This is a genomic window from Pedobacter petrophilus (assembly GCF_009674725.1).
GTDB lineage: Bacteria > Bacteroidota > Bacteroidia > Sphingobacteriales > Sphingobacteriaceae > Pedobacter > Pedobacter petrophilus.
This window is the reverse complement of record NZ_WKKH01000005.1, coordinates 95,758-117,810: the sequence shown is the minus strand read 5'-3', so window position 1 is coordinate 117,810 and position 22,053 is coordinate 95,758. Positions and strand designations below refer to the sequence as shown.

General features: G+C 37.5%; 24 protein-coding genes. 13 read left to right on the top strand and 11 right to left on the bottom strand.

Annotated elements, in window-relative coordinates; translation table 11 throughout:
* Positions 1-31 precede the first annotated feature (31 nt).
* The 4 genes from GJU39_RS04790 (at position 32) to GJU39_RS04775 (ending at position 2,279) form a co-directional block, all read left to right on the top strand.
* Entirely contained in the window at positions 32-1,081 is a 1,050-nt protein-coding gene (locus GJU39_RS04790; protein WP_154279558.1) for an AI-2E family transporter, read from the top strand.
* 71 nt (positions 1,082-1,152) lie between these two features.
* Complete coding sequence (locus GJU39_RS04785; RefSeq protein ID WP_088299745.1) at positions 1,153-1,419, top strand: YtxH domain-containing protein; 267 nt, start codon at positions 1,153-1,155, stop codon at positions 1,417-1,419.
* Positions 1,420-1,474: 55 nt separating this feature from the next.
* Positions 1,475-1,855 carry a phage holin family protein gene (locus GJU39_RS04780; protein ID WP_154279557.1) on the top strand — a complete coding sequence of 127 codons (381 nt, stop codon included), beginning with the start codon at positions 1,475-1,477 and terminating at the stop codon, positions 1,853-1,855.
* The gene (locus tag GJU39_RS04775; RefSeq protein ID WP_154279556.1) at positions 1,842-2,279 is read left to right on the top strand and encodes a hypothetical protein; all 438 of its coding nucleotides are present in this window, start codon (positions 1,842-1,844) and stop codon (positions 2,277-2,279) included. The genes GJU39_RS04780 and GJU39_RS04775 overlap by 14 nt, the downstream gene beginning before the upstream one ends.
* Positions 2,280-2,442: 163 nt before the next feature.
* Here GJU39_RS04775 and aspS read toward each other — a convergent pair whose 3' ends face one another.
* The 4 genes from aspS to GJU39_RS04755 form a co-directional block, all read right to left on the bottom strand.
* Positions 2,443-4,188, bottom strand: a complete 1,746-nt coding sequence (aspS, locus tag GJU39_RS04770) for an aspartate--tRNA ligase (RefSeq protein WP_154279555.1) — start codon at positions 4,186-4,188, stop codon at positions 2,443-2,445.
* A 191-nt stretch (positions 4,189-4,379) separates the two neighbouring features.
* The gene (locus tag GJU39_RS04765) at positions 4,380-4,949 is read right to left on the bottom strand and encodes a Crp/Fnr family transcriptional regulator (RefSeq protein WP_154279554.1); all 570 of its coding nucleotides are present in this window, start codon (positions 4,947-4,949) and stop codon (positions 4,380-4,382) included.
* A 19-nt stretch (positions 4,950-4,968) separates the two neighbouring features.
* Entirely contained in the window at positions 4,969-5,193 is a 225-nt protein-coding gene (locus GJU39_RS04760; RefSeq protein ID WP_154279553.1) for a DUF2798 domain-containing protein, read from the bottom strand.
* 82 nt (positions 5,194-5,275) lie between these two features.
* Entirely contained in the window at positions 5,276-5,677 is a 402-nt protein-coding gene (locus GJU39_RS04755) for a hypothetical protein (RefSeq protein ID WP_154279552.1), read from the bottom strand.
* Positions 5,678-5,877: 200 nt separating this feature from the next.
* Between GJU39_RS04755 and GJU39_RS04750 the strand changes: the two genes are divergently transcribed.
* The 5 genes from GJU39_RS04750 to GJU39_RS04730 all read left to right on the top strand — a co-directional run bounded on the left by GJU39_RS04750 (position 5,878) and on the right by GJU39_RS04730 (position 10,101).
* The gene (locus GJU39_RS04750) at positions 5,878-6,435 is read left to right on the top strand and encodes an RNA polymerase sigma factor (protein WP_154279551.1); all 558 of its coding nucleotides are present in this window, start codon (positions 5,878-5,880) and stop codon (positions 6,433-6,435) included.
* The gene (locus tag GJU39_RS04745; protein WP_245227691.1) at positions 6,428-6,955 is read left to right on the top strand and encodes a hypothetical protein; all 528 of its coding nucleotides are present in this window, start codon (positions 6,428-6,430) and stop codon (positions 6,953-6,955) included. The genes GJU39_RS04750 and GJU39_RS04745 overlap by 8 nt, the downstream gene beginning before the upstream one ends.
* Before the next feature lie 141 nt (positions 6,956-7,096).
* Positions 7,097-8,383, top strand: a complete 1,287-nt coding sequence (locus tag GJU39_RS04740) for a DUF4097 family beta strand repeat-containing protein (protein WP_245227690.1) — start codon at positions 7,097-7,099, stop codon at positions 8,381-8,383.
* Positions 8,384-8,690: 307 nt separating this feature from the next.
* Positions 8,691-9,254, top strand: a complete 564-nt coding sequence (locus GJU39_RS04735; RefSeq protein WP_154279550.1) for a TlpA family protein disulfide reductase — start codon at positions 8,691-8,693, stop codon at positions 9,252-9,254.
* 70 nt (positions 9,255-9,324) lie between these two features.
* On the top strand, positions 9,325-10,101 hold the full coding sequence (locus GJU39_RS04730; RefSeq protein ID WP_154279549.1) for a TerC family protein: 777 nt from the start codon (positions 9,325-9,327) through the stop codon (positions 10,099-10,101).
* Positions 10,102-10,271: 170 nt separating this feature from the next.
* Here the strand turns inward: GJU39_RS04730 and GJU39_RS04725 are convergent, their stop codons facing one another.
* Complete coding sequence (locus GJU39_RS04725) at positions 10,272-11,180, bottom strand: bestrophin family protein (protein ID WP_456238477.1); 909 nt, start codon at positions 11,178-11,180, stop codon at positions 10,272-10,274.
* 108 nt (positions 11,181-11,288) lie between these two features.
* Here GJU39_RS04725 and GJU39_RS04720 point away from each other — a divergent pair, with 108 nt between their 5' ends.
* Together GJU39_RS04720 and GJU39_RS04715 are read left to right on the top strand one after the other, a co-directional pair.
* Entirely contained in the window at positions 11,289-12,809 is a 1,521-nt protein-coding gene (locus tag GJU39_RS04720; RefSeq protein WP_154279547.1) for an MFS transporter, read from the top strand.
* Positions 12,810-12,811: 2 nt separating this feature from the next.
* Positions 12,812-13,060 (top strand): DUF6814 family protein, encoded by a 249-nt coding sequence (locus GJU39_RS04715; RefSeq protein ID WP_154279546.1) that lies wholly within the window; start codon positions 12,812-12,814, stop codon positions 13,058-13,060.
* Between the two features lie 99 nt (positions 13,061-13,159).
* Here the strand turns inward: GJU39_RS04715 and GJU39_RS04710 are convergent, their stop codons facing one another.
* The 4 genes from GJU39_RS04710 to GJU39_RS04695 form a co-directional block, all read right to left on the bottom strand.
* Complete coding sequence (locus GJU39_RS04710) at positions 13,160-13,837, bottom strand: OmpA family protein (protein ID WP_154279545.1); 678 nt, start codon at positions 13,835-13,837, stop codon at positions 13,160-13,162.
* A 174-nt stretch (positions 13,838-14,011) separates the two neighbouring features.
* Entirely contained in the window at positions 14,012-14,704 is a 693-nt protein-coding gene (locus GJU39_RS04705; protein ID WP_154279544.1) for an ABC transporter ATP-binding protein, read from the bottom strand.
* A gap of 2 nt (positions 14,705-14,706) precedes the next feature.
* The gene (locus GJU39_RS04700) at positions 14,707-16,179 is read right to left on the bottom strand and encodes a DUF5687 family protein (protein ID WP_154279543.1); all 1,473 of its coding nucleotides are present in this window, start codon (positions 16,177-16,179) and stop codon (positions 14,707-14,709) included.
* A 64-nt stretch (positions 16,180-16,243) separates the two neighbouring features.
* On the bottom strand, positions 16,244-17,524 hold the full coding sequence (locus tag GJU39_RS04695; protein WP_154279542.1) for a replication-associated recombination protein A: 1,281 nt from the start codon (positions 17,522-17,524) through the stop codon (positions 16,244-16,246).
* A gap of 135 nt (positions 17,525-17,659) precedes the next feature.
* Here GJU39_RS04695 and GJU39_RS04690 point away from each other — a divergent pair, with 135 nt between their 5' ends.
* Positions 17,660-18,040 carry a VOC family protein gene (locus tag GJU39_RS04690; protein WP_154279541.1) on the top strand — a complete coding sequence of 127 codons (381 nt, stop codon included), beginning with the start codon at positions 17,660-17,662 and terminating at the stop codon, positions 18,038-18,040.
* Positions 18,041-18,086: 46 nt separating this feature from the next.
* Here GJU39_RS04690 and GJU39_RS04685 read toward each other — a convergent pair whose 3' ends face one another.
* Positions 18,087-19,394, bottom strand: a complete 1,308-nt coding sequence (locus tag GJU39_RS04685) for an MFS transporter (RefSeq protein ID WP_209437587.1) — start codon at positions 19,392-19,394, stop codon at positions 18,087-18,089.
* Positions 19,395-19,542: 148 nt separating this feature from the next.
* Here GJU39_RS04685 and GJU39_RS04680 point away from each other — a divergent pair, with 148 nt between their 5' ends.
* Complete coding sequence (locus GJU39_RS04680; RefSeq protein ID WP_154279540.1) at positions 19,543-20,274, top strand: class I SAM-dependent methyltransferase; 732 nt, start codon at positions 19,543-19,545, stop codon at positions 20,272-20,274.
* 220 nt (positions 20,275-20,494) lie between these two features.
* On the opposite strand, the gene hisS is transcribed toward GJU39_RS04680, so the two are convergent.
* On the bottom strand, positions 20,495-21,886 hold the full coding sequence (hisS, locus tag GJU39_RS04675; protein ID WP_154279539.1) for a histidine--tRNA ligase: 1,392 nt from the start codon (positions 21,884-21,886) through the stop codon (positions 20,495-20,497).
* Positions 21,887-22,053 lie beyond the last annotated feature (167 nt).

The window sequence follows — 22,053 nt, the reverse complement described above, 5'->3', positions numbered from 1 at the left end:
TGCTATTTAAAGAGGTACCGAGCATTAACTTATGTCAGTATTTTCTTATAAACAGCGCCAAAACATCAATCTTGTTATCATCATTGCACTTGGCGTGCTCATCGCTTATTCCCTACAAGATATTTTTTCAGCAATACTGAGTACATTGGTGTTATATACCATTCTTCGCCCGGTTTACATTCACTTAGCCGAAGTAAAAAACTGGAACAAACGTTTTGTTGCCATCCTGCTAATTGCGATCAGTTTGGTTCTCATTGTACTGCCTTTTTATGCTTTAAGCAGTATGGTAATCAGCAAAATTTCCGAGTTGCGGCAAAATGAAATCTTCTTTAAAAATTTACTGGTTAAACTTCAGCATCTTTTGCCATTTGAAATCAATGAAAATGTCATTCAGGAAGGATTGAACAGGTTGGGCAATTGGGCAACCCAACTATTTCCATCCCTAATCTCAAGCGCCGTAAATATTATACTGAGTCTTTTGGTGGTGTACTTTTTACTCTACTTTATGCTCATCGAACGGAAGCAATTTGAAGCATCATTAGTGAAATACGCCCCTTTCCGCGAACAGAATGCCCTGCGTTTTGGGAATGAAATGAAAAATACAACCTTCGCAAATGTGCTTGGCCAGGGCTTAATTTGTTTGGTGCAGGGATCGCTTGTAAGTTTGTCATTTTATGTATTAGGCTATCAGGATCCAATATTTTGGGGAGTGATCACAACCTTTATTTCCTTTATCCCCATCCTGGGCCCGCCGGTAGTCTTCGTGCCGGCAGCTATTTTGCAGATTGTAAACGGACATAATTTCGAAGGATGGGCAATGATTGCTTTTGGATTTATCGTTATCATCAATATTGATAACGTTCTCCGATTCATTATTGCGAAAAAAGTCGGCAATATTCATCCCATTATAACCGTAATTGGCGTAATTATTGGTATTCCATTATTCGGAATACTTGGGCTTGTTTTTGGACCACTTTTGCTATCTTATTTTATTCTGCTGATTAAGATTTATGAATCCAGTACATTGGCATCAGAAAGATTAGAAAGAATTAAAACAAATATTGAGCATAATGAGTTATAATTCATAGCTTAACAATTAAATAATATAGTATTTCTTATATTGGAAATGTTAAACCCTTAAAATAAATAATTATGAATGATAACTCGAAAGTTGTAGTTGCTCTTTTAGCAGGATTAGCTGCCGGTGCCGCTTTAGGTATCTTATTTGCACCAGATAAAGGTGACGAAACCCGCGACAAATTAAGCCAGTCTTTAAAAGATTTAGGCGATTCTATTAAAGACAAAGCTGCTGATGAAATTAACAGCTTATCTAGCCTGAAAGATAAAGTTGTAACCTCAATTAAAACCAAATTGAGAAGTGTTGAAGAAGAGTATAGTGACGACGTAGAGCACGCCTAAGCAATAAAATAATAGCTGGGCGTACAACTGCGCCCAGTTAAATTTCATCCTAACTATGCAAGAAAATAAAGAGAAAGGTATCGAGGATATTTTCGAGGATGCCAAGGGCTATTTAGAGGCGAGAGTAGAATATACCCGACTCTACCTCGTAGAAAAGGTTTCTAAAATATTTGCTGATTTAGTTACTAATACGGTAGTAATTGTATGCTTTATCCTGGCGTTTTTATTTGGTAGTGTAACATTAGCCCTCTTCTTATCCAGCGTTTTAGGGAGTTATACCGGAGGGTTTGGCTGCGTTTCATTGATTTATATTTTACTTGCCGTTGTGGTGTATTTAACTAAGGATAAATACATTGAAAAGGCAATCATAAATATCGCAATTAGTAAGTATTTCAACAAACTTGCAGATAAGGAGGAAGAAGATGAGAAGTTATAAAAACATCAGTAATCTGGAAGCTTTGCAAGCTAAAAAATTAGAACTTAAGGTAGAGTACACACTCAAACAGAATCTGTTGGTTGCAGACACCAAAACATTTGCGAAACAATTTACTTTTGGTGCATTAATTAAGAAGTATGCTACTCCCGGTAATTTATTTAAAGCAGATGATAAATTAAACATCAGCGGTACTGCAATGTCTCTACTGTTGCCAATGGTGATGAACAAAACTCTTTTTAGAGGCGCAGGTTTCTTAACAAAAGCAGCGGTTGGCCTTGTTTCAGGGAAAGTGGGTAAATCTTTAGATGCTGAGCATTTATCAGCCATTTATAATTCTGTTAAAGGCTGGTTTGGTACCCGTAAAGATAAAAAAGCAAAGAAATTTATCGACTATGGCATTCCGCCGGATAGCGAGACATATTAGTTCATTAGTATCATTCGTTAAATGGTTAATTAACTATAAAATCTTAGAAAATAATAAAGGGCTTAACAAATTTGTTAAGCCCTTTATTTTACCGTCATTTTTATTATCCAGCAATTATGTTGTTAGTCTGATAAACTTTTGAACCAATTGACTGATGAAACCATTAAAGGTCTGTTTTAATCTTTAATTCTTTTAACTGTTTATCATCAATTGTACTTGGACTATCGATCATCACGTCTCTGCCTGAGTTATTTTTAGGGAAAGCAATTACATCGCGAATCGAATCCAGCCCTGCAAAAATTGAAGTTAAACGATCGAAACCAAAGGCGATACCACCATGTGGAGGTGCACCGAATTCGAAAGCATCCATCAGGAAGCCGAATTGCTTTTGTGCTTCTTCTGCGCTGAAACCCAAATGTTTAAACATTAGCGCCTGAAGCGTCCGGTCGTGAATACGAATAGACCCGCCACCTACTTCTGTTCCATTGATCACCATATCGTATGCATTGGCACGAACATTTTTAGGGTCGGTGTCCAGCAGCGCAATATCTTCTGGTTTAGGTGAAGTAAAAGGGTGGTGCATAGCATGGTAGCGCTCGGTTTCTTCATCCCATTCTAAAAGCGGGAAATCCAATACCCAAAGTGCTGAAAAAGTATTTTTATCGCGAAGGCCTAAACGGTTCCCCATTTCCAAACGAAGTTCATTCAGTTGTTTACGAACTTTATCTGTAGAACCAGCTAAAATTAAAAGTAAATCACCTTTTTCAGTTTCAAAAGCTTCGCTCCATTGTTTTAAATCTTCTTCATTGAAGAATTTATCAACTGAAGATTTAATCGTTCCATCTTCATTATGACGTGCATATATTAAACCAGTTGCACCAATTTGAGGACGTTTGATAAAATCAGTTAGTTCATCCAGTTGCTTACGGGTATAACCGGCAGCACCTTTTGCGTTAATCCCAACAATCAATTCTGCTTGATCAAAAACAGGGAATCCTTTACCTTTTGCAATGTCATTAAGTTCCACGAATTTCATTTCAAAGCGTGTATCTGGTTTATCAGAACCGTACAAACGCATCGCATCAGCATATTGCATGCGCGGTACTTCTGGCAGATCATAATTGCGTACTTCTTTAAATAGGGTGCGAATTAAGCCTTCAAAAGTATTTAAAATATCTTCCTGTTCAATAAAAGACATCTCACAGTCAATCTGAGTAAACTCAGGCTGACGGTCTGCCCTTAAATCTTCATCTCTAAAGCACTTTACGATTTGGAAATAACGGTCAAAGCCAGACACCATCAGCAATTGCTTAAAAGTTTGGGGCGACTGTGGCAAGGCGTAAAATTCGCCTTCGTTCATGCGGCTAGGCACCACGAAATCCCTGGCTCCTTCCGGAGTAGATTTGATTAATACCGGAGTTTCCACTTCGATAAAATCCAAAGCATCTAAATAACGGCGAACGGACTGTGCTATTTTATGGCGTAAAACCAGGTTATTACGAACAGGGTTCCGGCGTAAATCCAGGTAACGATACTTCATGCGCAATTCATCACCACCATCCGTTTCGTCTTCAATCATAAAGGGAGGCAATTTCGCTGCATTTAAGATTTCTAAAGCCGCAATCTTTATCTCCACATCGCCAGTTGGCATTTTTGGGTTTTTATTGCTTCGTTCTACTACGGTTCCGGTTGCTTTAATCACAAATTCGCGACCTAATGATCGTGCAGCTTCGCAAAGTTCGCGGTTATCATCCATGTTAAAAACCAGTTGTGTAATACCATAACGGTCGCGGATGTCTATAAAAGTCATTCCACCTAAATCTCTTGATTTTTGTACCCAACCACACAGGGTTACACTTTCACCTAAGTTATTAAGGGTTAGCGCACCACAAGTTACTGTTCTTAACATATATTGTAATCTAAATTGAGCGGCAAAAATACCGAATTTGTTTTAAACTTTGGAAGAGAAGATTTGAGGTTTTTTTGCTCCTTAAGCAGTTTAAATTGCGCATGTTCTTTTGAAAGGAAATATCAGCACCAAAACACCATTCTCTCATTCAACAATCCAACATTCAAAACGCTGTCATACCTAACATGGCATTAACCCTTAGACTTTAATCTGCTCAGGGTTTCTGGTGAGATATTTAAATATGAAGCAATCATTTTATTGGACAATCGCTTTACAACAATTGGATTTTTGCTTAATAATTCCTGATAACGTTCCAAGGCGTCTTCAGTAATAAAGGACATTAGCCGATTGGTATTGGTTACATATGCATATTCAAGATAATGGCGATAAAGTTTTTCCCATTGTGGAATAATTTCTAGGAGATGATAGAAATCTGCTTTATTGATGCTTAGAACTGCCGTTTCTTCTACTGCCTGAACAAATTCAAATGATTCGGATGCGGTTACAAAACTAACTAAAGCCGTAGCAAACTGGTTCTCAAATGCAAAAAGCCTGGTCGCTTCAGTTCCGTTTTCCGTAAGAAAAAAGATTCTCAGACAACCACTGGTTACAAAATAGATTTTGCTGTTGATTTCCCCGGGGCTTACCAAAAATTCATTTTTCTTCACCTTTAGCGGCCTGAAGAATGAAAAAACAGTTTTCAAATGTTCATCACTAATCTCAATGCGATCTTTGATATAATTTGAAAACTGTTTGTGCATGGCCTGCAAAATAGCGTATTTAGGCTTTTGATGCAATTTTTTCTGCTAGTTTACGGGCATTGGGAATAATGATAAAGGCTGACAGGTATGATACAGGTACCATAATACTCCAGGCTTTAAGAAATTTGATAAACCAATCTTCACCGAAACCGTAATTACGCATCAAGCCTACAAAAGCCATAATTAAAGTCATTGGTATAACAACCAGCAGGGTATTGAGGTACTTAAAATATACTTTCTTCATTTTTTCTTTGTTTTAAAACAAAGGTGCAAGGATAAAAAAAGCTAAACTTTGATGTAGGTCAATAAATATTGAGTTTTATTCGCTAATACTTTTCTTCCAATACTACCTGAACATTAATAACTTTCCAGGTTCCTTCTATTCTTTTCCAATTGAAAATTTCTTCTGTTTGCACCGTTTGTTTTTTTGCAAATACCAACCCTTTTTCAAATACAATTGATTTGCGTGCAATCTTTTCTGTGAAAACTTCGTTTTTAAACGATGATTTGATGCGGTAATAAGTAGTAGAAATTTCCTTAGTCTTTTTAAAATATTTCTCAGTTTGGTAAACGATCTCTTTTCGATCGTACACTGTTGCATCTGCATTCGTATATTGAATACTGTTATCGAACTGACTCATGTAAATGCCAATGTCTTTTCTTTCAAAAGCTAAATTTGCTTTTTGATGTATTGTATCTATCTCTGCGGTAATTAAATCAGTTTCCATGGTATGAAGTTAAAGGTTTCCATCAGGCTTTAAAAATAATAATCAATCGGTCATTATTCCAAAATAACAGATGAGGCCAGTAAAAGATTTAGATGATGTAATTAAATAGCTTATAATGCTGTAAGTTTATTTCAACTTTTTTATACATTGATGCAACTTTTTAAAAACCCTCCTGTCTTATAATCAGAATCTTCGAAAATTTGGAAACGGTATACATCGATAAGAACCTGGAGTTAGTTAAAGCATGCATGCAAGGCAGCAGGGCGGCGCAGTTTGAATTATACAAATTGTACGCCAAGGCCATGTATAATGTATCCTTGCGGATCTTAAATTACGAAGAAGAAGCTGAAGATGTTTTGCAGGAATCTTTTCTGGATGCCTTTACGAGGATTGTCGATTTTAGACAGGAAACTACATTCGGACTATGGCTAAAACAGATTGTGATTAACAAATCAATTAATTATCTGCGAAAACGTAAAATGGAATTCGTTAGCACGGATGAAATTACGGAGGTGCCCGACGATGTAAGTTTTGATCATTACGATAACCAGTTAAAAGCAGACGAAGTTAGACAAGCAATTACTCAATTGCCAGATGGTTACAGAGTGGTATTGAGTTTGTACTTATTGGAGGGATATGATCATGAGGAAATATCTCATATTTTAAAAATCAGTGAAAACACAAGCCGCACCCAGTACATGAGGGCGAAAAAGAAATTGAAAAGTATATTAGATTTGAAAGGGGTGAGAGATGAATAATAGATTAGAAACATTTGTTAAAGATAACCGAAGATCGTTTGATGTGATGGAACCATCAGCGGGGCTTTGGGCAAAAATTGAACAAGAATTAGATCATAAAAAAGAAAAAAAGCCATTAAAGCTTTATCTGTGGATGAGCGTGGCAGCAGCTATTTTAGTTGTTTTTGGTTTAGGCTGGTTATACGCAGGAAGAATGCAAAAAGGCGAAATGGAAATCGCTGATGTTAATGCTGTTTACGCTAAAAAGGAAGTGCAGTTTGCCGGCCTGATTATAGAGAAAAGAGATAGCCTGGCCATTTTTGCTTCTGCAAACCCGGAATTATATAAAAAATTCACTGCAGATTTAGAGAAGCTTGATGAGGAATATGAACGTTTAAAAAGCGAATTACCCGCATCGCCTAATCAAACGTTTGTAGTAAAGGCAATGGTAAAAAATCGTGAAATTCAACTTCAATTATTAAAGCAACAACTATCAATTATAAATCAGGTAGACGATTATAAAAAAGTAAATCAGATTTAATAGAGGTCGTTAAATACTAGAAATTTGATACTTATTACTAAATACCCGATACCAAAAATCTGATACAACTTACTATACGCTCACTATGTTTAAAGCAGGCCGGTCGGCAGGTTCTGCTATTAAATATTAATCAACAAGAAAATGAAAATAACAAAACTATTTATGGCCTTTATGGCATTTATTGCCGTAAAAAGTTATGCCCAACAGAATATAGTTGTGGATATGCCAGCCGAATCTTATGCGGTAAATACGAAAGTTTCAGACAACATAAATTTAGCCACCACCGTTTCTTTGAAACATGATAACAATGCTGCCGAAAAATCTAAGACGTTTAGTAAAAGCTTCAGCGTTGATGTAAATGATAAAGTAAACCTGAATAATAAATATGGTGCTGTTACGATCAAAACCTGGGATAAGAAGGAGGTGAAGATTGATATAGACATTAAAGCTTATAGCAATTCTGATAATGAAGCACAGAAAATGATGGATGCAGTTTCCATAGATGCCAGCAAAAGTGGAGATCTGATTTCTGTTAGAACAAACATGTCTGAAAGAAACGGCCGCTATGGTCATGGGGTTAAAAATGGAGTAACCACCTGGAGGAGAGAGGTGAAAATTAACTACGTAGTGTATATGCCTGCCGTAAATTCGCTTACAGTTTCTCAACAATATGGAAATGTAGAAGTAGGTAATTTCAGTGGTCCAACTTCGTTAAAGGTACAGTACGGCAATTTAGTTGCCGGAAATTTAAACAATGGTAATAACTATGTGAACGTTCAGTATGGCAAATGTGATATTCAGGAATTAAATGCAGGTGTAGTGAAGCACAGTTACAATGGTCCTGTAAATATTGGCAGTGTAGGTACTATAGAACTGGATGCCGAATATGTAGGCGTCAATATCAATACCATTCGCAGATCAGCTGATCTTAAAATACAATATGGTAAAGGATTAACGGTGGGTACAATTGGCGGAAATTTACTGCTTAACGCAGAATATGCGAAAGTGAATATTAACACGGTTAAAGGAAACCTTGTTGCCAGGCAGGCCTACGGGGATTTAAATATTGCCAGTTCCGGTAAGATAGCTGTTAATGCCGAATATTCTAATGTTACGCTGGGTACCCTAAATGGTGATGCAAATATTACGATGGATTATAACCGTTTAAATATCAGTGAGATTACACCAGCTTGCAAAAACTTCACTTTTGGCGGGGAATATGTAAGCGTAGGACTAGGCTTCGCAGAGCGATATAATGGTAATTTTAACGTATCTACTTCTTATGCCGGTTTTAAATTTGGTACAAATGTATCATCTTCACTCAGCAGTAAAGATGATGAAGACAAGAAATACTCTGGTAAAATTGGTAATGGTGGCGCAGGAAACGTTAATATAAAAACAAGCTACGGTTCGGTCACCTTTAAATAAATGTGATTATACATTTATTAGACTAAGAGCCTGTTTAAATTTAAATGAAAATAATTAGTATGTCAGTCTGAGCCTGTCGAAGACCTTATTTTTAATGTAGAAAAAGCACTTCGTCAAGCTCAGTGTGACAGAAAAAGTAACGTCTGTAATATAATTGAATAAAATTTAAACAGGCTCTAATTTCATATATGTTATTTATACAGAGTTTGTTAAAAGATGTTTTAATCATTTTTAAAACATTCAGCAAGTTCAATCTGACATATCGCTTCAATAAATAACCTGATTTTTTTTATATTTATTAATCCATATGAAAATCAGTTCCCTCATTTTATTCATCATATTCAGCTTAAGTGTTAATGCGCAAGATGTACCAGTAAAATGGGCCACCCAGGAAACCTTTTTTGAAGATCTGGTTGGTAAACCATTGCCAGCCTTCGAGGGGAAGACGATAGATGGGGAAAAATTTTCAAGCAGGCAGTTGAAAGCTCAGGTTGTTGTCATTAACTTTTGGTTTGAAAACTGCCCGCCTTGCCTAGCAGAGATGCCGGAGTTAAATAAACTTGTTGAAAAATACGGGAAAGATGGCGTCCGATTCATCGGGATTACACATGATCTTCCGGGAAGAGCAAAACGTTTTCAAAAACAGGTGCCCTATCGTTACCAGGTAGTTTCACTCAGTAGGCAAGAAATTGCAATGCTCAATATCAACCACGGCTTTCCATCAAATATCCTGATTGGAAAAGATGGTAGAATACTTTCTGCAATGGCTAATATTTCTTTTTCTAATCATGAGTTTAGCGAAAAGTCTTTAGTTTTTGAATCAAAACTAGTAGCCGAAATTCAAGATGTTGGGGTAGCCGGACAAAACTAAATGTCAGAAAATATGTTCCATAAACGGTAACGATTTTATTTATCTTCGCCTTATCAGATAAAATTATTATATGGATTTCTTAAGTACTCCAGAAGCCTGGATTTCACTCCTAACCCTAACACTACTGGAAATTGTTTTGGGCATTGATAACATTGTTTTTATTTCCATCCTTTCCGGTAAATTGCCAAAAGATCAGCAGAAAAAAGCCCGCCAGCTAGGCCTGGGTTTAGCGATGATTACCCGGGTGATGTTATTGCTTTCTCTTAGCTGGATCATGACGCTTACTTCGCCGTTATTTAATATGGGAAGCTGGATTGGCATAACAGGTGGCGAATGGCATGAGAAACTGGCAATTTCAGGGCGTGATTTGATTTTAATAATTGGAGGCTTGTTTCTAATCTATAAAAGTACACACGAAATTCATAATAAATTAGAGGGTGAAGAAGATGAAGAAGGTAAAACAAAGGTACATTCGTTCTGGGCAACTATTGTTCAGATTTTAATACTGGATATTGTCTTTTCACTAGACTCCGTAATTACCGCGGTAGGAATGGCGGAGCATATCGAAATTATGATTGCAGCAGTGGTTATCGCCGTAATTATCATGATGTTTTCAGCAGGTAAGATTAGCGAGTTTGTGAACAATCACCCTACGGTTAAAATGCTGGCACTTTCTTTCCTATTGCTCATTGGGGTTTCCTTATTGGCTGAAGGATTAGATCAGCACATTCCGAAAGGATACGTTTATTTCGCGATGGCATTCTCGGTATTAGTAGAAATGCTAAACTTGAAAATGAAAAAGAATACAAAAAAACCGATCGAGTTGAGGAACATGCCAAAGAAGTAAATCTTAACAAAAAATGCTCCCCTTAATTTTAAAGGGAGCATTTTTTTGTTTTAACTTATCTAAACGGCATTTCTATGAGATCAGCAGTGGCAAAGATACATATAGTCAATCTAGCCATTATGTTTAATTCGCACTGGTCTGCAGTTTAAACTGGTAAAATCCAGCAAAAATTAGAGCACATATTCTTCATTAATGGGCTTAACTGGTTCTGGGATATCTGTTTCTTCCAGCATTTGCAGCAGGTTAATTTCAATTGTTCTGGTAATTTGATTTAGGGGAATACCGGCAGAGTTGTTTTTGAACGGATCTACCAGACTCATTCCATTTATTTGAGTCGAAACAAAAACGAAACCTATTAACCAACCCAAAAAGATAGAAGCCGGACCAGCAGATTGGCTGATCACTAATGTGAAAGTAACAACAAAAAGCCAGATAAAAACTTTGGTTAAATAGGTATATGTAGTTGGGAAAATGGTGTTTTTAATCCTCTCGCTCATGCCCATCGAATCAGAAAAGCGAACCAGCATCTCGTTAATTTCAATAAAACGAAAGCCATCAATTTTATTTTCTTTTGAAAGTTTTTGCAACTCTCTAGACTGGATATTTAATATCGCATTATGTTTATTGGTGTGTTTTTTGATTTCCAGAAGATCTTCTGGCGGTAGATATTTAATGTAAATTTCATCTACAGCCCCGCGCAGGCTCGCTTTCAAGGCATAAAGAAATGCGATATGTCTGAATATAATCCGCTTGGCACTTGCCTCATCCTCATCAACATAGTTAATTAATGCCCTTGCCAGAGAACGTGAATCGTTTACTATTGCGCCCCATATTTTCCGGGCTTCCCACCATCTGTCATAAGCCTGGTTGTTATTAAAGCCAATAAAAAATGCAATTGCAGTACCTAAAACTGTTGGAATAATAGATGGAATTTCGAAATGATGTGCAATTAAATATTCGCGGACAAAATAAGCTGCCGTGCATGAAGCGATCATAATAAGATCAACATGCCAGGTATTTCTTAAAATTCTACTTAATCTAATGTTTTGTATTAAAAGCATATGTTTGGTTTTCCGTATGAAAGTACAAAACAGAATCCAAAATGTTTGATTGTAGGAATTTAAATCAATATTTAATTTTATTTAGCACTCAAATGTTTATATTAGAAAACCAAATATTCCGAATCCATGAGCGAAACGCTACCCAAAAATAACATTTTCAAAGTTATTGGTGCCTCTTCATTAGGCACCTTGATTGAATGGTACGATTTTTACATCTTTGGCAGTTTAGCCGTGATTATTGGTCACCAGCTTTTCCCTGAAGATGCCGGTGCCTCTGCATTAATTAATACACTTGCTATTTTTGCTGCGGGCTTTATTGTTCGTCCGTTTGGTGCACTGGTTTTTGGGCGGTTGGGCGACTTAATTGGTCGAAAATATACTTTTCTGCTCACCCTGGTGTTAATGGGTGGCTCTACTTTTTTAATTGGATTAATCCCGTCTTATAGCAGCATTGGCTATGCTGCACCAATTTTAGTTTTGATCTTAAGGCTGGTACAAGGGTTAGCGCTTGGTGGAGAATATGGAGGGGCAGCAACTTATGTTGCAGAGCATGCACCAAAAAATAAGCGGGGGTTTTTTACCAGCTGGATCCAAACGACAGCAACATTGGGGTTATTTCTTTCGCTGGGGGTAATTGTAATTACCAAGAATGTTCTCGGTGCAGATACGTTTGCAGACTGGGGTTGGCGAATCCCATTTCTATTATCTATTCTTTTGGTAGTGGTTTCGATTTACATCCGCATGAAAATGCATGAATCACCCATGTTTTCCAAATTGAAAGCAGAAGGGAATGTCTCTAAAAATCCATTAAAGGAAAGTTTCAATAATAAAGCTAATTTTAAAATGGTATTGCTGGCTTTGTTTGGGGCAACAATGGGGCAGGGGGTAATCTGGTACACCGGACAATTTTATGCACAATCTTTTTTGGAGAATACCTGTAAACTTGATTTTAACGATTCGAGGTATATTCTGCTTTGGGGAATTGCTTTCGCTACGCCTTTTTTTGTGATTTTTGGGGCCTGGAGTGATCGTGTTGGACGCAAATGGATCATGTTAGCCGGGATGCTCTTAGGCATCGTGTTTTATCGACCTATTTACCAGGCTTTTTTAGATGATACAGACACTACAAAAATGGATTTGACAGGGGCTGTATATGCCAAGCCTGCTATAAAACGTGAAGCTTTGTCTGGTACTTCGGATAGCCTTTACACATCTACCACAAATGTTGTTTTAAAAAGCGGGGCTTCTTTTAATAAATTTCAGGTTGACACGGTTTCACAAAAATCTGGTGTTTTATCCGGGAAGGAAATTATAAAGGATAAAGTTTTACCTACGCCTTTATTCTGGAAATTTGTTGGCTTAATTTTCTTCCAGATTTTATTAGTAACCATGGTGTATGGTCCGATTGCTGCCTTTTTGGTAGAGCTTTTTCCAACTAAGATCCGGTATACTTCCATGTCATTGCCCTATCATATCGGTAACGGGGTGTTTGGAGGATTGGTACCGTTTATAGCGACATTAATTGCCAGTTTTGCGGGCGCTACACCACTTTCCGGATTGTGGTATCCAATAGGGATTGCAACCTTAAGCTTAATTATCGGAACGATATATTTATCGAATAAAAGAGACGAAAACATTAACGATTAATTATGAATACGTTAAAGAAATTTTTAGGAATAGTTTGGATGTTGCTAGGCCCTCTGGCAATGGCTTTTTTAATTATGCAGGCCATTGATAAGGTAGGATTAGTACATACTGAAATCGAAAGAACGAATACCATTCTACAGTGGGCAATCATTCTGTTTATATTCTTTCCAATTAGTATTGGCTTAATGATTTTTGGCTTTTATGCCTGGAAAGGTGAATATGACCAATTAGCGGATCATTCTTCAGAATAATCGTTTAATATAAATATGCTTATAAAATAAAAAACCCCGATACTTTTGGTATCGGGGTGGATATATGATGGCCTCATAGGTAGAGGGTAATTGCTTATATTATCCTTGTTTTTTAGCGGTGTCTTTCAATGCATCGTTTGCAACGATTACAATCTCAACACGACGATTTGCTGCACGACCTGTATCAGTTTCATTATCTGCAATTGGCTCAGAAAAACCTTTACCCATAGTTACTAATCTGGATGATGGAACACCCTGTGAAACGGCATAAGCTTTAACTGCTGCTGCTCTTCTTTCCGATAAACCCTGGTTGTAAGTTTCTGTACCTTTACTATCCGTGTGACCGATAATTTTGATATCAGTATCAGGATATTGATTTAATGAGGAAGCTAAACTCTGAACATTAGTTTTAGCTGCATCTTTCAATGCTGTTTTATCGAAATCGAATAGAATACCACTATCAAATTTAACAATGATCCCTTCTCCTTCGCGAATTACCTCTGCGTTAGGAATAGCTTTTTGAATTTCAGCAGCCTGTCTATCCATTCTACGACCAATGAAAGCACCTGCAGTACCACCGATAGCACCACCAATTAATGCTCCAACTGCAGTATTACCTGCTTTTTTTCCGATCAATGCACCTACTACACCACCTGCTGCTGCACCAATACCTGCACCTTTTTGTGTTTTAGTTAAGCTATCACAGCTTTGAAACGCGATTGAACCTACTGCTAATCCTATGCTTAGTGTTGCTATTCTTACTTTTGAGATACTCATGATTATTTATATTTAAATTCTAGTCGTTCATATTCAAACACGATGCCAAAAAACGAATTGGATAAAATTCATTTGCATTTCCACTGATTAATGGCAAAAAGAATAATTAAGTATCTTAATAGCTGCGGAATCAATATCCTGCCCTTTCATATTGTATCAATCTTAGTACAAAAATTACGCAGAGAAATAGCTTTCCAGTTCTTTTAAGGTATTTTCGTCGGTTTTAAAATCTTTAATCACTTTGCCTTTTTCAACCAGAATAATTCTATTGCAAACATCGGTTACGTGATTTAAATCATGACTCGAGATAAAAGTTGTCATGCTGCCAGTTTGCGCTTTCAATAAATTTTTTAATCTGATCTGTGTAGTTGGATCGAGGTTGGCAAAGGGTTCATCTAAAATTAAGATTTCTGGTTTTTGCATCAACGCAGCAGCGATGCCTACCTTCACCTGGTTACCTTTACTAAAATCACGGATATACTTTCCGCTATTCAGGATTTCATTATTGAAAAACTCACCATATTGGGTTAAATAAGCACTTACATCAGCAATACTCAGGTTATTTAAACTTCCTATAAAGGTGAAGTATTCTTCCGGAGTAAGGTAATCAATCAGAAAACCTTCGTCTAAAAACGAAGCCGTATAACTTTTCCAGTTATCGCCTTGCGAAACGTTTTCATTTTTAGAAATAATTTCGCCTTCCGTTGGTCTGATTAAATCCAGTAACATCCTGAAAAAGGTAGTTTTTCCGGCGCCATTATTTCCGACTAATCCAACTGTTTCACCTTGTTCAATCTGTATGTTTTCTATGTTTACAACAGTTTTGTCGCCATAAACCTTCTTTAAATTTTTAACTTCTAAAATCATAATTATTCTCTAAAGCCTTCGGCTATTTTATAACGTTGTTGTTCTAATCGTTTTGCAATAAAATTTACCCAGAATCCACGCATCAGGAGCATCACTAATCCAAATAAACCTATGGCCGCTAAGCCTACATAAGGAAGATGAAACAGGTTAAACGCCCAGTAGATTAGTATTGGAAGTAAAATAAACGGAAAAATAGAAATCCATTGTGTTGCGCCCATCCCTTGCCAGTTAAAACTAGCGCTTCGTGATACATCAATTCTTTTATAATTATAAGTAGCTAAAAATAATACCATCACAGTAGTAAAACCGATGTTATATAAGTAGGCTACCAAATGAAGCAAGAGCAATTTTGCATCGATGAAGCAGTAAAAACTTGCGGCAATGGTAAGCAGGGTAGAAGCGATGGTGAAGAGTAGAAACTTTGCTTTGATAAAATCTTTGAAATCGATTTTCTTGCTCAATAAACCGTCGAAGTGCGCACTCTGCCAGGCAAACATAAACTGTCCATAACTAATAATCGACATGCCAGTCATAAATACGGCGGCAAATAACATCATTCCGAATGAGTTTGTTTGCAATACCTGTGGTTTGTAAAAAAGAAAACCGTAAGCCAGAATAATGGTTCCCATCAAAACTGTATTTCGTGGGCGTTTATGTCTGATGATGAGTTTGAGTTCGAGCGCGGCAAGTACACCAACTTTACCAAAGCGGTTAAAGAATGGATAATCAGTACTTACTTTCTTCTCCTGCTTGGCGCTTAATTCCTCCACATAGAGATTCTTGCGCAAAAAAACCGAGTTTATTTTATACACCAAATAGGTAAGCGCCGGGAATATTAAGGCTAATAAGGGTTGTTTAGTAATGGCCCTGAATACTATATCGGATGCAGCTGTAATGGATATTATCTTAAAATATTCTAAAGCAGCAAAACCGGAAACCACCACCAGACCACCAAGTGTAAACAGGATATTTGATATTGATTTTCTTTTAATGAATAAGATAAGGTAATTATTGAGCAGCATTAAGGAAAAAATGCTCAGAATATAAGCCAAAACTACTAAAATGCCATGTTGCTTCGCGATGGTAATGAAACAAAAAGGAAGGAATAGTAAAAACGGCCAAAGGTTAAAAGCAGAAAAGAGTGCTTTGATATTTAAGAAATCTACTATTTTACTTTTGGATACTTTTAGATGGAGGTAAGGGATGATACTCAAAGTGGGTAACTCCTGAAGTTGCAGGCGCATGAGGAAATCAAATGCAAAATAATAAAGAATAATGCCATTGAAACTGGTCATTACATCCACTTTAGGGAAAACTTTAGGAAGAAGCACCGTCATTCCGAAACCTAAGGCAGCGGCAATCACTAAAAAATAAAGCATAAACAAGCCTAATACAACCTGGGCGGCAATGCTGCCACCACGGTTGCGCGAACGCCAAAAAGATTTCTTTTGATGGCTTAAGAAAGTACTGAGCATATAAGTTTAGGTATTAGTTATCGGTAATGTATATATTAGTAACGCTTCGCTTTAAAATGTTACACTAATAGTTGTATTTATCTTTCCAGTTTTGTCTGAGTTTTTCGCGTAATTTTTCTTCGGCAGCATTTTTCCCGGGATCATATAATTTCGTTCCGCTTAACTCATCCGGAAAATATTCCTGCGCTTCGAAATTCCCTTCATAGCCATGCGAATATTTATAGTCTTTTCCATAACCTATATTTTTCATCAGTTTGGTAGGGGCATTTCGGATATGCAAGGGTACAGGCAGATTTCCGGTTTGCTTCACTAAGGCCTGGGCATGGTTGATCGCTTCATATGAGGCATTGCTTTTCGGTGAGCTGGCAAGATAGGTTACACATTGAGATAAAATAATTCTGGCTTCCGGATAACCGATTACATTTACTGCGGTGAAACAATTGTTGGCAAGCAATAGCGCATTTGGATTAGCATTTCCAATATCTTCTGAGGATAAAATTAATAACCTTCTGGCAATAAATAGCGGGTCTTCTCCACCTTCGATCATTCTGGCTAACCAGTAAACAGCAGCATTTGGATCGCTGCCGCGGATTGATTTTATAAATGCAGAAATGATGTCGTAATGTTGCTCCCCTGCCTTATCATATAAAGCTAAATTTTGCTGGGCATGCGCCAGCACGCTTTCGTTGGTAAGGATAATTTTGTCTCCACCAATCCCGTTTATGGCAATTTCCAGTACATTTAACAGTTTTCTGGCATCGCCACCAGAAAGGCGGATAAGTGCTTCGTGCTCCTGGATCTCTATTTTCTTTTGAGCAAGAATTACATCTTTTTTAATCGCTGTTTGTAACAAGCCGGTTAATTCTTCTTCTGTTAAAGATTTTAAGATGTAAACCTGGCAGCGGGAAAGCAAAGCGGAAATGACTTCAAACGATGGATTTTCTGTTGTTGCACCGATTAAGGTAACCAAACCGCGTTCTACAGCGCCAAGCAAACTATCTTGCTGTGATTTGCTGAAGCGGTGAATCTCATCAATAAATAATATAGGCAAACCCAGAAAACTATCTTTCAGTGCGGCGGCTTTATCGATCACTTCGCGGATATCTTTAACACCGCTATTAATGGCGCTTAAGTTAAAAAACGGGCGATCCAGTGCCTGTGAAATAATATATGCCAGTGTCGTTTTTCCCACCCCGGGAGGCCCCCAGAAAATCATCGAAGGCAACTGACTGCTCTCAATAGCCTTGCGTAAAACGGCACCAGTACCTACTAAATGTTTCTGCCCTACATATTCGTCAAGGTTTTGAGGACGCATTCTTTCGGCTAGTGGAGCTTGATTTTGCATAATGGTAAATATATAAAAATTGATTATTTTGTAATTAGATTATTGCCAACACTTTGTTTGGGAAATGAAATTTAAACCCGGCATGGTCAGTTAAAACAATTCGCTAAAAGCTTAGTTCTTATTAAAGAATCAAATATGAAAGTTAGCAATTTAGATCATCTAGTGCTCACTGTGGTGAACATGGAAGGTACATGTAAGTTTTATAAAAATGCCTTAGGCATGGAAGTAATCGAGTTTGGTGATAACCGGAAGGCCCTGAAATTTGGAAACCAGAAAATTAACTTGCATCAGTACGGGTGCGAGATTGAACCAAAGGCCTTTAAGCCAACGCCAGGCTCTGCAGATTTATGTTTTATAACTGATCAATCTATCAACGAAGTGATCAAAGAGCTAAAGGAATGCGGCATTGAAATTGAAAATGGCCCTGTAGAAAGGACTGGTGCAAATGGACAAATTTTATCTGTCTATCTCCGCGATCCGGATTTGAATTTAATTGAGATTAGCAATTATATCTAATGCTTAAATAGGTACATCAAAATCCCACTCTCCTTTTAATCCTGGCTTAATCCTCTATCTTCGAATGATGTTTAGTATCCTTCATGGTAGTATATAGCACCAATGAAATTAGAATGCAGCCCGTAACATACCAGTAGAAATAGTTTTCATGACCAATATTCTTAAACCAAAGGGCCAGATATTCTGCGGTTCCGCCAAAAATAGCTACCGTTAATGCATAAGGTAACCCAACGCCAAGCGCTCTGATTTCGGCTGGAAATAGTTCTGCTTTTACCACCGCATTGATACTTGTATAACCACTTACTATAATGAGGGCAGCAATCATCAATAAGAAAATAACAGTGGTATTGGTTTCGCTAGCCATACCTGTTAAAATGGGTACGGTAAAAAGCGTTCCGAATACACCAAAACCAATCAATAGGGGTTTTCTTCCGATTTTATCAGATAACAACCCAAATAAAGGCTGTAAAATAGCAAAAACCAACAAGGAAATAAAGGAAAGGGTAGTAGAAGTTTCCTTGCTTAAATGCACGGTGTTTACTAAAAACTTTTGCATATAGGTGCTGAAAGTATAGAAAGCAATTGTACCGCCAAGGGTTAACCCCACAACTGTAAAAACTTCTTTGGGATATTTCATTAAGACAGCAATACCGCTTTTCTTTTCTTCCGCGTCTTTGGTTTTGAAAGCTGCTGTTTCATCGATATGTCTTCTGAGGTATAGTGCAATAAAAGAAAGGATAGCACCGATAAAAAATGGGATTCTCCATCCCCAGCGATGTAATTCTTCAGCGGTGAGGAGCCAGTTCTGCAAAATTAACTGAATGCCTAATGCTAATAATTGTCCGCCAATTAGGGTAACATATTGAAAGCTGGAAAAAAAACCGCGACGTTTCTTTGTTGCCATTTCACTAAGGTAGGTGGCAGAAGTTCCATATTCTCCGCCTGTGCTTAGGCCTTGAATTAATCTGGCGAAAACCAATAGAAGAGGAGCTGCAATTCCTATTTGTTTATATCCGGGTGTAAAGCCGATAATTAAAGAGCCAATGGCCATAATCAGAACTGATAAAGTCATTGACTTTTTACGCCCCATTTTATCGGCAATACTTCCGAAAAGCCAGCCTCCAATAGGGCGCATCAAAAATCCAACAGCAAAGATTCCGGCAGTGTTTAAAAGCTGTGCTGTTGGGTTGCTATTCGGGAAAAAGGCATCAGAAAAATATAGGGCAAATGCCGAATAAGTATACCAGTCGTACCATTCAACCAGGTTTCCGACAGAGCCACCAAAGATCGACTTTAGCCTGTATTTCATGTCATCGCTTTCAGCTGTCCGAATTTCTTTGGAAGTTTTATTCATAATCGAAAGGGAATTTAATTTGACGGTTAAACACAAGTCTAACTCTTTTGTTTATTTTAGTATTAGTTGTAATATAGTTTTAGCATAACAGATTTGCAAGAAGATGTTGATAAACAAATATTCCACTCATTTAAAATTTGTAACGAATATGAAAGATAACTTTTCTACTCAGTCGGCAGAATATGCCATCTATCGTCCAACTTATCCTCAGGAGTTATATGATTTTCTATTTGCATTGGTAGATAAAAAAGATGCCGCATGGGACTGTGCAACCGGAAATGGCCAGGTGGCGCGTGTGTTGGCTCAGCACTTCCAACAGGTGTATGCTACCGATATTAGCGAAAAACAACTTAATGAGGCACTTAAGTTACCAAACATTTTATACAAGGTTGAATCTTCAGACCGGGCCGATGTTCCAGATCAGCGTTTTGATTTGGTCACGGTAGCACAAGCCATTCACTGGTTTAATTTCGAAGCATTTTATTCAGAAGTAAAACGCACTTTGAAACCAGCTGGCGTTATTGCCGTGATGGGTTACGGCCTGATGCAGATTGATAAAAAGGTAGACCAGGTAATTCATAAATTATATGAAGATATTTTGGGGAAATATTGGGATAGCGAACGCCGATATATAGAAGAAGGCTATAAAACTATTCCTTTTCCCTTTGAGGAAGTGAGCGCGCCTCATTTTCAAATCAAGACAACCTGGAATTTTAATCAGCTAATCGGTTATTTAAATACCTGGTCATCGTTACAGCATTACAAAAAAGCTAATGATAGAAATCCGATGGAATATATTTTTACCGAGTTGAAAGAGGCATGGGGAAATGATGCGGTTAAGGATGTGCACTTCCCGATTTTATTGAGGATTGGGCGATAGGGTTTAACCGCAAAGAACACTAAGTTTTCCGCAAAGAAACGCAAAGTTGGATGCTTAGTTTTAACACAGAGCAAACAGAGAATGCACAGAGAACACAAAGTTCAGCTCTCGTTATCCCGAGGCCATAAAAGACTTAGTGTTCTTTGTGGTAAAAAAAATGCTGTATTTCTCTGTGTCCTCTGTGAAACCTCAGTGAGCTTTGTGGTTAAAATCGAAAACCTTATTTCAATAAATCCAGGATACCTAAAACGGTCAGTTTTTTTTGCTCGCCGCTTTGCATATCTTTCAATGTCAGCTCCCCCGTTGCAATTTCATCGCCGCCAATTAAAACCACATATGGGATTTTCTTTGCATCAGCGTAAGCCATTTGCTTTTTGAGTTTAGCTGAAGATGGATATAATTCAGCCGAAATACCCGCATTTCTGAATTGTTGTATAATCGGTAAAGCATATTTCTCAGCTTCTGCATCGAAATTGCTGATTAGAACTTTTGTGCCTACTTCTGCCGATGCAGGGAAAAGATTTAATTCTTCCAACACATCATAAATCCGATCTGCACCAAAAGAAACGCCCACGCCGGTTAAACCTTTTAAGCCAAACATGCCGGTTAAATCATCATATCTGCCACCACCACCAATGCTGCCCATAGCTACTTCATTGGTTTTTACCTCGAAAATGCAGCCGGTATAGTAATTCAAACCACGTGCTAAAGTGATATCCAGTTCAAGTTTTGCAGTTAATGGCAAAGTGTAAGAAATAAGGCTTTCTACATAGCTGAACACCGTTTCTATTTCAGCGACACCTTTTAAACCGGTTTCAGAGGTGGCAAGAACTTCTTTTAAGCTTGCTAGTTTTTCTTCATTACTTCCCTCTAATAAAATAACAGGGCGAAGTTTTTCTAAATCATCTTCAGTAAAGCCGCGTTCTAATAATTCTTTACTCACCCCATCCAAACCAATCTTATCAAGTTTATCGATGGCGACGGTCATGTCTATTATCAAATCAGGTTTACCTATAATCTCAGCGATACCGGATAGAATTTTTCTATTATTAATTTTGATGGTAAAATCTTTCAGGCCTAATTTTCCTAAAGCCTCATTGTATATCAAGATAAATTCAGCTTCGTTAAGCAGGCTTTCCGAACCCACCACGTCTACATCGCATTGATAGAATTCACGGTATCTTCCCTTTTGTGGTCTATCTGCACGCCATACCGGCTGCACCTGAAAACGTTTGAAAGGCAAAGTGATTTCGTGTTGGTGCATCACTACGTAACGAGCGAAAGGAACGGTTAAATCGTAACGAAGGGCTTTTTCAGAAATCAACGGGATAAGTTTATTGCTGTTTTCCTCTTCAGAAAAATCAAAAGATTTCTTTTTAGGATCTTTAAGGTATTCTCCACTATTTAAAATTTTAAAAATCAGTTTATCGCCTTCATCACCATATTTTCCGGTTAAGGTAGAAAGGTTTTCAAAGCTTGGCGTTTGAATTTCTGCGTAACCATATTTCTTGAAAACCGTTTTGATGGTATCATAAATAAAATTGCGTTTTACCATTTCAACAGGTGTGAAATCGCGGGTACCTTTTGCTAATGAGGGTTTAATAACTGACATAGCCGCAAAAGTACAAAAAGGTTTATTAAACGGGGAGCGCATAGAGATTTTCGCGGAGAATATTATGGTTTGTTTTGGGCCTTTAACTAAAGTCGAATGGTGATTAATAGGCATATTTCTAAGGCGGTCGTCATTGAGAGGCACATAGCAATCCTTTATGCGTTCGC

What these genes read in the sequence shown, in the direction of transcription:
- GJU39_RS04790 (WP_154279558.1), top strand. Translation starts at nt 32, where the DNA reads ATGTCAGTATTTTCTTATAAACAGCGCCAAAACATCAATCTTGTTATC.
- GJU39_RS04785 (WP_088299745.1), top strand. Translation starts at nt 1,153, where the DNA reads ATGAATGATAACTCGAAAGTTGTAGTTGCTCTTTTAGCAGGATTAGCT.
- GJU39_RS04780 (WP_154279557.1), top strand. Translation starts at nt 1,475, where the DNA reads ATGCAAGAAAATAAAGAGAAAGGTATCGAGGATATTTTCGAGGATGCC.
- GJU39_RS04775 (WP_154279556.1), top strand. Translation starts at nt 1,842, where the DNA reads ATGAGAAGTTATAAAAACATCAGTAATCTGGAAGCTTTGCAAGCTAAA.
- aspS (WP_154279555.1), bottom strand. Translation starts at nt 4,188, where the DNA reads ATGTTAAGAACAGTAACTTGTGGTGCGCTAACCCTTAATAACTTAGGT.
- GJU39_RS04765 (WP_154279554.1), bottom strand. Translation starts at nt 4,949, where the DNA reads ATGCACAAACAGTTTTCAAATTATATCAAAGATCGCATTGAGATTAGT.
- GJU39_RS04760 (WP_154279553.1), bottom strand. Translation starts at nt 5,193, where the DNA reads ATGAAGAAAGTATATTTTAAGTACCTCAATACCCTGCTGGTTGTTATA.
- GJU39_RS04755 (WP_154279552.1), bottom strand. Translation starts at nt 5,677, where the DNA reads ATGGAAACTGATTTAATTACCGCAGAGATAGATACAATACATCAAAAA.
- GJU39_RS04745 (WP_245227691.1), top strand. Translation starts at nt 6,428, where the DNA reads ATGAATAATAGATTAGAAACATTTGTTAAAGATAACCGAAGATCGTTT.
- GJU39_RS04740 (WP_245227690.1), top strand. Translation starts at nt 7,097, where the DNA reads ATGAAAATAACAAAACTATTTATGGCCTTTATGGCATTTATTGCCGTA.
- GJU39_RS04735 (WP_154279550.1), top strand. Translation starts at nt 8,691, where the DNA reads ATGAAAATCAGTTCCCTCATTTTATTCATCATATTCAGCTTAAGTGTT.
- GJU39_RS04730 (WP_154279549.1), top strand. Translation starts at nt 9,325, where the DNA reads ATGGATTTCTTAAGTACTCCAGAAGCCTGGATTTCACTCCTAACCCTA.
- GJU39_RS04720 (WP_154279547.1), top strand. Translation starts at nt 11,289, where the DNA reads ATGAGCGAAACGCTACCCAAAAATAACATTTTCAAAGTTATTGGTGCC.
- GJU39_RS04715 (WP_154279546.1), top strand. Translation starts at nt 12,812, where the DNA reads ATGAATACGTTAAAGAAATTTTTAGGAATAGTTTGGATGTTGCTAGGC.
- GJU39_RS04710 (WP_154279545.1), bottom strand. Translation starts at nt 13,837, where the DNA reads ATGAGTATCTCAAAAGTAAGAATAGCAACACTAAGCATAGGATTAGCA.
- GJU39_RS04705 (WP_154279544.1), bottom strand. Translation starts at nt 14,704, where the DNA reads ATGATTTTAGAAGTTAAAAATTTAAAGAAGGTTTATGGCGACAAAACT.
- GJU39_RS04700 (WP_154279543.1), bottom strand. Translation starts at nt 16,179, where the DNA reads ATGCTCAGTACTTTCTTAAGCCATCAAAAGAAATCTTTTTGGCGTTCG.
- GJU39_RS04695 (WP_154279542.1), bottom strand. Translation starts at nt 17,524, where the DNA reads ATGCAAAATCAAGCTCCACTAGCCGAAAGAATGCGTCCTCAAAACCTT.
- GJU39_RS04690 (WP_154279541.1), top strand. Translation starts at nt 17,660, where the DNA reads ATGAAAGTTAGCAATTTAGATCATCTAGTGCTCACTGTGGTGAACATG.
- GJU39_RS04685 (WP_209437587.1), bottom strand. Translation starts at nt 19,394, where the DNA reads ATGAATAAAACTTCCAAAGAAATTCGGACAGCTGAAAGCGATGACATG.
- GJU39_RS04680 (WP_154279540.1), top strand. Translation starts at nt 19,543, where the DNA reads ATGAAAGATAACTTTTCTACTCAGTCGGCAGAATATGCCATCTATCGT.
- hisS (WP_154279539.1), bottom strand. Translation starts at nt 21,886, where the DNA reads ATGTCAGTTATTAAACCCTCATTAGCAAAAGGTACCCGCGATTTCACA.